General features: G+C 29.2%; 10 protein-coding genes. 7 read left to right on the top strand and 3 right to left on the bottom strand.

Annotation, left to right across the window (positions count from 1 at the left end; translation table 11 throughout):
- Window positions 1–77: 77 nt before the first annotated feature.
- The 3 genes from truA to ACQCX0_RS02690 all read right to left on the bottom strand — a co-directional run bounded on the left by truA (window position 78) and on the right by ACQCX0_RS02690 (window position 2218).
- On the bottom strand, window positions 78–821 hold the full coding sequence (gene truA, locus ACQCX0_RS02700) for a tRNA pseudouridine(38-40) synthase TruA (protein WP_462562631.1): 744 nt from the start codon (window positions 819–821) through the stop codon (window positions 78–80).
- Window positions 822–951: 130 nt separating this feature from the next.
- On the bottom strand, window positions 952–1650 hold the full coding sequence (locus tag ACQCX0_RS02695; RefSeq protein ID WP_462562630.1) for a Bax inhibitor-1/YccA family protein: 699 nt from the start codon (window positions 1648–1650) through the stop codon (window positions 952–954).
- Between the two features lie 130 nt (window positions 1651–1780).
- Window positions 1781–2218 (bottom strand): hypothetical protein, encoded by a 438-nt coding sequence (locus ACQCX0_RS02690; protein WP_462562629.1) that lies wholly within the window; start codon window positions 2216–2218, stop codon window positions 1781–1783.
- 98 nt (window positions 2219–2316) lie between these two features.
- Here ACQCX0_RS02690 and typA point away from each other — a divergent pair, with 98 nt between their 5' ends.
- The 7 genes from typA to murJ all read left to right on the top strand — a co-directional run.
- Window positions 2317–4122, top strand: coding sequence for a translational GTPase TypA (typA, locus tag ACQCX0_RS02685; RefSeq protein WP_462562628.1), 1806 nt, complete (start codon window positions 2317–2319; stop codon window positions 4120–4122).
- A gap of 43 nt (window positions 4123–4165) precedes the next feature.
- On the top strand, window positions 4166–4693 hold the full coding sequence (gene ppa / locus ACQCX0_RS02680) for an inorganic diphosphatase (RefSeq protein ID WP_462562627.1): 528 nt from the start codon (window positions 4166–4168) through the stop codon (window positions 4691–4693).
- A 274-nt stretch (window positions 4694–4967) separates the two neighbouring features.
- The gene (locus tag ACQCX0_RS02675; protein WP_462562626.1) at window positions 4968–5501 is read left to right on the top strand and encodes a hypothetical protein; all 534 of its coding nucleotides are present in this window, start codon (window positions 4968–4970) and stop codon (window positions 5499–5501) included.
- 50 nt (window positions 5502–5551) lie between these two features.
- A complete protein-coding gene (locus ACQCX0_RS02670; protein WP_462562625.1) occupies window positions 5552–6148 on the top strand; it encodes an outer membrane protein in 597 nt (198 codons plus the stop codon).
- Window positions 6149–6282: 134 nt separating this feature from the next.
- Window positions 6283–7092 carry a hypothetical protein gene (locus ACQCX0_RS02665; RefSeq protein WP_462562623.1) on the top strand — a complete coding sequence of 270 codons (810 nt, stop codon included), beginning with the start codon at window positions 6283–6285 and terminating at the stop codon, window positions 7090–7092.
- Window positions 7093–7124: 32 nt separating this feature from the next.
- A complete protein-coding gene (gene mutS, locus ACQCX0_RS02660; protein ID WP_462562621.1) occupies window positions 7125–9854 on the top strand; it encodes a DNA mismatch repair protein MutS in 2730 nt (909 codons plus the stop codon).
- An 85-nt stretch (window positions 9855–9939) separates the two neighbouring features.
- A partial coding sequence (gene murJ, locus ACQCX0_RS02655; RefSeq protein ID WP_462562619.1) for a murein biosynthesis integral membrane protein MurJ occupies window positions 9940–11121 on the top strand: 1182 nt, incomplete at its 3' end.

Genomic DNA, 11121 nt, shown 5'->3' with positions numbered 1-11121 from the left:
TATATACATAAACTTTATTATAAGATATTGTTTCTTAGTGTATAATATTTATTATTTAAGTAACAGGAAAAATTGATCTAGTATTTTACTTCTTTAAAATATAAACCCTGCGGAGGTGCTGCTAACCCTCCTTTTGTTCTATCTCTTGCTAAAAAGGCTTTTTTAAAATCTGCCACACTCCATTTTGCAAGTCCTACTAAACTTAAACTTCCGATAATATTCCGTACTTGGTGATGTAAAAAAGACGGAGCTTTAAAAAGTAGAAAAACATCATTATTAGTATTTGTAATTTTGATACTATTGATATTTTTAAAAGGAGTTTTAGCCTGACAAGCACTGGCTCTAAAAGTAGAAAAATCATGGAATCCTATTAATAAATTAGCAGCTTGTTGCATATTTTCTAAATTAAGGGGTTTAATAATTTGCCAAAATAAATTTTTTTGAAATGTTAAGGGTGCAGCTCTATTTAAGATTTTATATTCATAAATTCTCTCAAGTGCTGAAAATCTTGCGTGAAACTGAGAGTTAGCTCCTAAATTCTCACATGAAATTATAGAAACAACATAATCTTTTAGATAAAAATTTAAAGCATCCCTAAGGCGTTTTGAGCAAAAATCTTTTATTAAATCAAAATGAATAACTTGTCCAGTTGCATGTACTCCGGTATCAGTTCTTCCAGCACAATAAATTTTAGTAGAGGTTTTTGATAGTTGTAGAATGGCTTTTTCTACTACTTCTTGGATAGTAATTAAAGTTTTTTGTTTTTGAAAGCCATAAAATGCACTGCCGTCATATTCTATTATGAGCTTGTATCTAAACATAGGTAAATCTCTTAATACTCCAAACCTTAATATTCGATAGCACTTAAGAAAAAACTATCTATTAAGAAAATTTTCTTAATAGATAGTTTAGTTCATAATTTTTTTTAAAGATAATGATAATAAAATTAAATTACCTTCTATCTCCTACCAATCTTAATAACATTAAGAAAAGATTGATAAAATCCAAATAAAGAGATAGAGCTCCCATAATAGCTTTTTTGCCGTGTACTTCACTGTCATCCATAGAATTATACGCTAATTTTATTTTTTGAGTATCCCAAGCAGTAAGACCGGTAAATACTAATACTCCAATAATTGATACTACAAATTGCATGGCAGAACTTTTTAAGAAGATATTCACTATAGAGGCAATAATGATTCCGATTAAGCCCATCATTAGGATTGAACCAAACTTTGAAAGGTCGGTTTTAGTAGTATATCCGTAAATACTCATAGTTAAAAAAGTTGCAGAAGTAATAAAAAATACTCTAGCAATACTCACGCCGGTATAAACCATGAAAATAGAAGCTAAAGATAATCCCATTACTGCAGAGAATAACCAAAATAATAGTTGAGCGGTTTGGCTACTAAGTTTGTTAATTCCAAAACTTAATACTAAAATAAAAGCTAAAGGAGCTAACATTACAACAAAAGATAATCCTGACCCAAAAATAGCTTGGAAAACAGTTGGAGAATTAGCGGTTAAATAAGCTACTAGTCCAGTAATTAACAATCCGCTGCACATATAGTTATAAATTTTTAGCATATAAGCTCGTAAACCTGCATCAACTGTTTGTATAGTGTCGTGTTGATATTTTAATTCATTCATTAAATTTTCTCCTATTAGGTATTAATGTATACTACTATATATAGTAGTTTTTTTAAGAAAAATCAAGCTCTATCTTGCAGTTAGTAAAAATTTTTATTATAAAATGTTATCTAAAAATGTATTTTCTACCCTATAAAGCATCTGTAGAGCCTTGTACAATATTAAAAAAGCAAGTTACAGGATTAATATCTTTTTTATTTTGGTTGTAGGATTTTAAATAAACTAGTTTAGAATTTCTCCAAATCACATTAAAAATACAAGTAGCTTGTCTATATTGCCAAATCTCAGAATTTTGTTCTACTTTTGTTAATTGAGGAGCCCCGATGAGGTTAAAAATATCATTTTTTGTTAAAGCGTAGACATAATCAGGATTATTTTGATTTTTCAAAAAATCTTCTTTAGCAAGTTTGTGCTCTTCATTTTGATAGATTGTTAAGGTTGATATCTCATAAGATTTAGCAAAAGCATAATCTTTTTCGCTAAAAGAGTTATTTTTATGGTTAGAAGTACAAGCTACAAGAAGTAGCAATAATAGTAATAAAAATATTTGTCTTTTGAAATAATGCATAAATTTAGTATACTTATGAGGTAATAATTATTATATATTGTATGTTAGCAATAATAACAGTAAATATCAAAAATAAAAAATAAATGGATTTTAAGTTAATGGAAATTAGAAATATTGCAATAATTGCCCACGTTGATCACGGCAAAACTACTCTGGTAGATGTTCTATTAAAACAGAGTGGAACTTTTAGAGATAATCAACATGTAAATGAAAGAGTTATGGATTCCAATGATTTAGAAAAAGAAAGAGGAATTACTATTTTAGCAAAGTGTACTTCTCTTAGGTGGAAAGATTATAAAATTAATATTGTAGATACACCGGGACATGCAGATTTTGGAGGGGAAGTAGAGCGTATATTAGGTATGGTAGAGGGGGTAATTTTATTAGTGGATAGTCAAGAAGGTCCTATGCCTCAAACTAGATTTGTTACCGCTAAAGCGTTAAGTTTAGGATTAAAGCCTATAGTTGTGATTAATAAAATGGATAAAACTGATAGAAGACCTCAAGCAGTATATGAAGAAATTTTTGATTTGTTTGCTAATTTAGATGCTAATGAAGAGCAATTAGATTTTCCTATATTATATGCAGCAGCTAGGGATGGTTGGGTGTCTGATAGTGAGGAGAAACAAACCACTAATGTAGATAAACTGTTTGCAGCCATAATAAAATATGTAGCCCCGCCAACTAAGCATAATATAAAATTTTCTATGGTTACAACTATGTTAGAAAATGATACTTATGTCGGCAGAATTTTAACAGGTAAGATTTATAGCGGGAATGTAAAAGTTGGGGATAATATAAAAGCCCTAGATAGGGATGGTAACTTAGTTGAAAAAGCTAAAGTTTCTAAGATCATGGTTTTTGAAGGCTTAAAGAAAGAATCTGTGGAAGAAACTTTTTGCGGGGATATTATTTCTATTTCCGGTTTCTCTAAAGCTACAGTATCTGATACCTTATGTGATGTAGAAGTAGATACTCCTCTTTATGCCAAAGCTATTGATCCACCCGTATTATCCATGGTTTTTTCTGTCAATGATTCTCCTTTGGTTGGAAAAGACGGTAAAAAATTAACCTCGAGATTAATTAAAAATAGATTGGACAAAGAGCAGGAAGCTAATGTTTCTATTAAGGTTCAAGAAACTGAAAATACTGATAGTTTTGAAGTGGCAGGTAGAGGGGAATTACAGCTTTCTATTATTATTGAAACTATGCGTAGGGAAGGTTTTGAATTGTCAGTAGGGCGTCCTAAAGTATTAATTAAGGAGATTGATGGTAAAAAACAAGAACCTATGGAATTAGTACAGATTGATGTGGATGAAGAATTTGCAGGAATTGTAATAGAAGCTTTACAAAAAAGAAAAGGTAGAATTGATGGAATGTCTTCTACTAATGATCATAAACAAAGAATAGTTTTTATAGCTCCAACTAGGGGGTTAATAGGTTATTATAGTAAATTCTTAACAGATACTAAGGGTACAGGAACTATGTCTCGTATTTTTTATGCTTATGAAGAGTTAAAAGGACCTATTGAAAGTCGTTATAAAGGAGTTCTGATTTCTAATTCTAACGGGAAAGCTGTGGCTTATGGTTTGTTTGGGTTGGAAGATAGGGGTACTTTATTTATTTCTCATAATGATGAAGTTTATCAGGGTATGATTATCGGTGAACATAATAAAGATAATGATTTAGAAGTAAATCCTTTAAAATCCAAACAACTTACTAATATGAGAGCTTCTGGGAAAGATGATGCTGTTACCTTAACTCCTCCTAGGAAAATGTCCTTAGAAGAAGCTATATCTTATATAGAAGATGATGAATTAATTGAAGTTACACCACACTATATTAGATTGAGAAAAAAATATTTAGATAGTGCCTTTAGAAAAAGATATGATAAAAATAAATAATTAACTACTAATATTAAAATTAATGAACATAAGGAGATAAAATATGGATATTTCTAAAATTAAATTAGGAAATAACCCTACTGAAGAATTTAATGCTATAATTGAAATTCCCAGTGGTGGTGTACCGATAAAGTATGAAATTGATAAAGAATCAGGAGCTTTAATAGTAGATAGGTTTGTTGCTACTCCTATGTATTATCCGACTAATTACGGATTTTTACCTAATACTTTAGGGAAGGACGGAGATCCTCTTGATGTTTTAGTAATTACTCCTATCCCTATAATGGCTGGTTCTGTAATTAAGGTAAGACCGATTGGGGTATTATTAATGGAAGATGAAAGTGGGATTGATGAAAAAATCATAGCAATTCCGGTAAATAAAGTAACAATAACCTATAAAGACATACAAACCTATAAAGACTTACCGGAAATACTCTTAAAACAAATTACTCATTTTTTTGAAAGATATAAAGATTTAGAACCTAATAAGTGGGTAAAAGTTCAAAGTTTTGCAGATAAAGAAAAAGCCCAAAATTTAATTAGAGAAAGCATTATAAGAGTCGAGAAATAAAGTATATGGTTTTATTCTTTTTAGAGTTTGTATAGATATCTTCTTTAAGGATTTACTTTCTTTTTTATAAGGTGTATAGTACTATAATGAAATAAATATAATTTGCTTCATAGGGTTTAAAAGTTATTTTTAGTAAAAAATTAACCCTATAGTAATTATACTTAAAAGTGTTGTGAATTAAATATATTAAACTCTATAGAAAAATCTTTAGGAATAGACTTTATGAGTATACGTTTTATTGACAAAATTAGTGTTATTATGTTAAAGAATTTATATGTTGAGATTTAAAGTTATAATTATTTTATTGGGAACACTATTAAGTTCTTGGGGTTATGCTAATCAATACAGTGCGTTTATATTAGGTAATAAAATTTTAATTGAAGATACTAAACCCAATAAATATAAAATGGAAATAGGTGGTGGAATAACTTATAATTCGGTAAGGATTCACTATCAACCCTATCTAACAATGGATAAAATTGCTATTTACTACGACTTCTTTTATGAACAACCTATTAATTTATCAATAGGTTGGGGACAGTACGGATTTATAAGAAAGTATCAACCTGAATTTAACAGTCAGGATGCAGATTTTTATCAAAATGATATTCTTTTAGCGGTAACTTTAACACCCATTAAATATTTTTCTTTTTACAGTGAATATGAGATGAGAAATTTTCGTTTTTTTGTAGGAGTCAGAATAAATTTCTATACTAAAAATACTGTAGTTCAAATTAAGTCTAATACTGAATTAGAGGAAGAAATACAAATTGAAGAAGCAAAAAGTAATTATAAGAGGGGAAATTAAAGATATTATTGAATTGAATAATATCAACAAAACAACAAAGGAGTAAAAAAATGCTAAAAATTTTAACTAGTATCATGATGTTCTTCATCTTAACCCTAAATGTATTTGCGGTTATTCCGGAGATATATTCAAGTGCAGGCTATTTACGTGGCACTAATAAAATTGCCGATAATAGTTCTGCTAATAACGGATACGCTATGAAATTGGGAGTTAGACCAATTACTCTTCCTATTCCTATACTATCTAATTTTAGAATAGAAGCACAATATGAAGGCTCAAAATCTAAAGTACTTAACTATACTGCTTTTGGAGCAGGATTATACTATGATTTAATTACCATTTTACCTATAGTTACACCTTATGTAGGGGTTGGGGTTTTACAATCTGATTTTACATTTAGAACAAATAATTTTTCTGATGCATTGCAGCAAAAAGGCGATACTAAGAAAAATGCTAAAATATTAACTCTTACAGCTGGAATAGATGCTAAAATTCCTATAATGGGATTAAGTGGTTATGCAGAGTATAGATATGCAAATACTGCTACTTTTAAATCTAACATAGTTGAATTTGCGGTTGATCATGCCACAAAACGTAACTTTGTGTCTCAGGGGATTTTTATAGGATTATCATATAAATTTTTGTAAGGAAAATAATAACTAAAAAAAGAGGATAATCGCTAGATTATGGTAATAAGATTAAGTAATTTTATTAAAGTGCCATGATTAAAAATGTTGTATCCCCTTATAATGTATACTATAATACTAAAGATATGATTATAATGAAAAAATTAATGAGTAAAAAATTATTATTCTTTGTGGTTGGTTCTTTATTTATTGTTAGTAATTCTCTTGCGGCAGTTAGTGAATATGATGATTATAAAAAAGACTCTTATCCTTATAAAAGAAAATTTGCAGATGTTTATATCGGAGGAGCGATTCATTTAGAATCTAATCACTCAATATCTAATGCAGGATATGGAAGATTATTTAATCCCGAAGAGTTTCTTCCTGATATCGGAATATCTGCTCATATTGGATTAAGACCTTTTGAGTATGTTTCTTTTTTTAGAAACTTTAGGATAGAAGGAGAACATTATTTTCATTACAGTTATTTTGATATTAAATATAATCAACACGCACTAGGGGTACCTCCTAGAACTAGTTTAGAGCCAAGGGGTCAAATTAGTTTGCAAGGGAAAGGAATGGTTAATGCTTATTTTGACTTTAGATACTTTAGTGATTTTATTTATCCTTATGTAGGATATGGTACGGGATTAGGTTATCTAAAATATCAAGGTGTTGATTATAATATGTTAGAAAATGGTACCGGTGAGCAATATAGAGGCCGTGACAATGTACGAGTAAAGCAACTTATAGTGGGCTTTCAGGTGGATAATAAGATTATTAAATCATCATTTTTTATTGAATATAGGTATTTACTCTCAACAGAAATTACAATTGTGGCACAGCAGCTTGGAACATCTGACCCAGAGACTCTTTGGCCTCCAGACTTTCAGCCCCCTCCAAATAGGAAAAGTGGCTTTAAAGCTCATATGATTTCCTTCGGGCTAAAATATTATTTGTATTAAGAAAATAAATTAGTAATTATTGGTAAAATATTATGGAAAAGTGGGGAAAAAAAATCACCCCCATTCGGGAAGAAACAGAAACTACCCCAGTTATTAAACAATATTTAGAAATTAAGCAAAAACATCAAGATTGTTTACTCTTTTTTAGATTAGGTGATTTTTATGAACTATTTTTTGAAGATGCTAAAGTTACAGCAGCTGAATTAGGTATAGTTTTAACTAAAAAAGGAGGAAACAAAGGAGATCCTGTTCCTATGTGTGGTATTCCTTTTCATAGTTATGAATCTTATGTAAGTAGATTAATAAAAGCAGGTTATAAGGTAGCTATTTGTGAACAATTAGAAAGTCCTGCTGATAGTAAAAAACGAGGTTACAAAGAAATAATCAAACGAGATGTAGTTAGAATTATAACCCAAGGCACTTTAATTGAGGATAGTTTATTAGATAAAGATACTTATAATTATATTTGTAGTATTTATGTTCATAAAAATAATATTTTTGTAGCTTGGGTTGATATATCAGTCGGAGACTTTTTTGTAGAAAGTACTATACTTAATAACCTTAAAAACATTTTAAGTAAAGTTAATCCTAAGGAAATTCTCTTAACTGAAGATTTGTTTAAACATAAACTTTTACTTGAATGGAAGGCTGTTTGCAGTATTATATCTAAAGAACGCTATAATTATATTAGTGCTAAAAAAGTACTTGAGAATTTTTTTACAAACCAATATAGTTCTTCAAAAATTAATTTAGAGTCTTGGGAAACTACAGTAGCTGGGGTACTCTTAGATTATATTTTATTAACTCAGAAGGAAGGAAAACCAAATATTTTACCTCCCAAACTATATCAAAGTACTCAAATTTTAAAAATAGATTATTTTACCAGAAGAAGTTTAGAGCTTGATAAAAATAATAGAGGAGCTTATAAGGGTAGTTTAAAACATGCTATAGATTATACTATTACTGCAGCAGGTTCTAGATTATTAGGATTATGGTTAAATTCCCCTAGTACTTCCCTTAGTGAAATTAATAACCGTCTTGATAGTGTGGAATTTTTTCTTAAAACCCCTACAATTAGAGATAAGATTAGAACGGTTATCAAAGGATTTTTAGATATAGAGCGTTGTATTTCCAGAATTTCTTTAAATAGATCTTCTCCCAGAGATTTAGGAGCAATTAAAGAATCTTTACGGGTATTTGCTGATATTAAAGATTTTTTTTTAGGAACTACAGTCTCAGATTATTTGCAAAATAGGATCAATGCCATTGATACTTTCTCTGATCTATTAGAACAATTAAACAGGGCCTTATTGCCTGACTTACCGGTTACCCATAAAAGCGGAGGCTTTATTATCAAAAACTATGATGTAGTATTAAAAAGTTTGGGAGCAAGAAAACAGGAAACTACCAATGCAATTCTAGAATTACAAAGAGAATATATTTTTATTAGTGGTATTAGTTCTTTAAAAATTCAATATAACCAAATTATGGGATATTTTATTGAAGTTTCTAGTAAACAAGCCTCTAAAATGCTGAATAATAAACTTTTCACACATAAACAAAGCTTATCTAATGTAGTGCGCTATACTACAGAAGCATTAATAGAATTAGAAAATATTTTATTAAAATCACAACAGGCTTTTTTGGAAAAAGAAATAGAAATTTATCAAGCTTTATGTAAAATGGTTTTAGAGCAGAAGGATATTTTATCAAAAACCATACAAGCAATCTCTCAATTGGATATTTTGTGTGCGTTTGCTTTTTTGGCAGAGCAGAAAAATCTGATTAAACCTGTAGTTGATGCTTCTACAGTATTTAAAATAATAAAAGGTAGGCATCTAGTTATAGAAGAAAGTTTAAGAAGAGAAGTAACTAATAGTTTTATTGCCAATACTTGTGACATGACACAAGATAATAATTTATTTCTAATTACAGGTCCTAATATGTCAGGAAAAAGTACTTTCTTAAGGCAGAATATTATAATGATTATTTTAGCTCAAATGGGTTGTTTTGTACCTGCAGAAAAGGCACATATTGGGATTACCGATGCTATTTTCTCAAGAGTGGGGGCAAGTGATGATTTATTTCAGGGGAATTCAACTTTTATGGTAGAAATGTTGGAAACTTCTACCATTTTAAATAATGCCACGGAGAAATCTTTTATAATTTTAGATGAAATCGGGAGAGGTACTTCTACATATGATGGTTTATCTATAGCTTTTGGGGTGGTTGAATATATTCATAATCAAATTAAAGCCAGAACTTTATTTGCTACTCATTATCATGAATTGGTTACTTTAGAAGAAAAATTATGTAGATTATCCTGTTTTACTGTAAAAGCTAAAGAATGGCAAAATAATATAGTGTTCTTACATGAGGTAATTCCTGGCAATGCCGATAAATCATATGGTATTCATGTGGCAAAAATTGCTGGTATGCCAAAATCAGTAATAATAAGTGCTCAAAATACTTTAAAAAATTTAGAATTTCAAAATATACAACCTAAAAAGTTAGATTTATTTAGTTATAGTACTCAAATAGCTAAGGATAATATAATAACTCCAAAATTAGAGGTATATCCAGTAAATGCTCAGGCAGAGATTATTCCAACTACTTTAATTAATCATGATAATGAACAGTATCACCTTCAGCAACAAAACTTACAAGAATTAAAAAATACACTCCTAGATTTAGATATTAATAATATCACACCGAAAGAGGCTTTAGATATTTTATTTAAGCTAAAACAAGAGCTTAAATAGTTTAATGTTTATAGAATATTTAAGATTTTTATGTTATTACATAAAGTAGATAAGTAATTTTAGTAAAAATTGTTAAAGAGTAGCCTTGTTTAGTCTTAAAAATATTTTTAAATTTAGTTTCTTTACGTTCTTAAGTAGATTTTTAGGATTAATTAGAGACACCCTACTAGCTTATTATTTAGGAGCTGGGAAGTACTCTGATGCTTTTTTCGTAGCCTTAAAATTACCTATGATTTTTAGAAGTCTCTTTGCAGAAGGATCTTTTCAATCAGCTTTTGTACCGTTATTTGTTTCCTATAGAAAAAATAATTTAGAAGCAACTAAAGGTTTTGCTTCTCAAATCTTAACCATTATGAGTATGATATTATTATTATTAATAATTATAATGGAATTTTTTATGCCTGAGGTAATTATATTAACTGCTCCAGGTTTAAAAATTACTAGTATGGAAACCTTTAATTTAGCAGTAACACTTACTAGAATCACACTACCGTATTTATTTTTTATATCTTTAGTAACATTTTATGCAAGTGTTTTAAATGCTGTGAATAGATTTGTTTTAGCTGCAACTCTGCCTGTATTTTTTAATGTATCTATGATTATTAGTATATTATATTCTGACTTTTTTACTGATAGAGCTACGGCTGCAGCAATGGGTGTAACCTTAGGGGGGATTCTACAGCTTCTAATAGTATTTTATGGTTGTAAGAAATTAGGTTTAAATATAGGATTTAGTAAATTAAAAAAAATACTACCACCTACTAAAGTATTTTTTAAGAATTTAATACCGGTTATTTTTGGAGCCGGAATTTATCAAATAAGTGTAATTTTTAATATGGTAGCAGCTTCTTTTTTTCCAGTAGGTTCAATTTCTTATTTATTTTATGCGGATAGAGTTCATCAATTCCCCTTGGCAATTATAGGAATAGCAATTGGCACAGTCATTTTACCTATTGTTTCCAACAAAGAAAAATTTAGTACAGAAGAGCTTTATAAAGTAAAAAATCATGGTTTATTATATGGGGTGGCTTTAAGTTTGCCTGCTACGATTGGATTAATATTTTTAGGTGAAGAAATCTTATATATTCTGTTTCAAAGGGGAAAATTTAATCTTATAGAGGTGCAATATACTTATTATGCTTTAAGTGCTTATGTTATAGGGCTACCTGCTAATATTTTAACTAAGGTTGTATTGCCGTTTTTTTATGCCGAAGGAGATACGAAAACCCCATTTTATAGTACTCTAATAGCTTTAATGGCTAATATA

The sequence above is a fragment of the Candidatus Hepatincolaceae symbiont of Strigamia maritima genome, assembly GCF_055505085.1.
Note: the sequence above shows the minus strand (reverse complement) of the source record. Positions and strands in the feature narration are given on the sequence as shown.

Coding starts and splice junctions, on each gene's coding strand:
- typA (WP_462562628.1), top strand. CDS start 2,317: ATGGAAATTAGAAATATTGCAATAATTGCCCACGTTGATCACGGCAAA.
- truA (WP_462562631.1), bottom strand. CDS start 821: ATGTTTAGATACAAGCTCATAATAGAATATGACGGCAGTGCATTTTAT.
- ACQCX0_RS02695 (WP_462562630.1), bottom strand. CDS start 1,650: ATGAATGAATTAAAATATCAACACGACACTATACAAACAGTTGATGCA.
- ppa (WP_462562627.1), top strand. CDS start 4,166: ATGGATATTTCTAAAATTAAATTAGGAAATAACCCTACTGAAGAATTT.
- ACQCX0_RS02670 (WP_462562625.1), top strand. CDS start 5,552: ATGCTAAAAATTTTAACTAGTATCATGATGTTCTTCATCTTAACCCTA.
- ACQCX0_RS02690 (WP_462562629.1), bottom strand. CDS start 2,218: ATGCATTATTTCAAAAGACAAATATTTTTATTACTATTATTGCTACTT.
- ACQCX0_RS02675 (WP_462562626.1), top strand. CDS start 4,968: ATGTTGAGATTTAAAGTTATAATTATTTTATTGGGAACACTATTAAGT.
- mutS (WP_462562621.1), top strand. CDS start 7,125: ATGGAAAAGTGGGGAAAAAAAATCACCCCCATTCGGGAAGAAACAGAA.
- ACQCX0_RS02665 (WP_462562623.1), top strand. CDS start 6,283: ATGAAAAAATTAATGAGTAAAAAATTATTATTCTTTGTGGTTGGTTCT.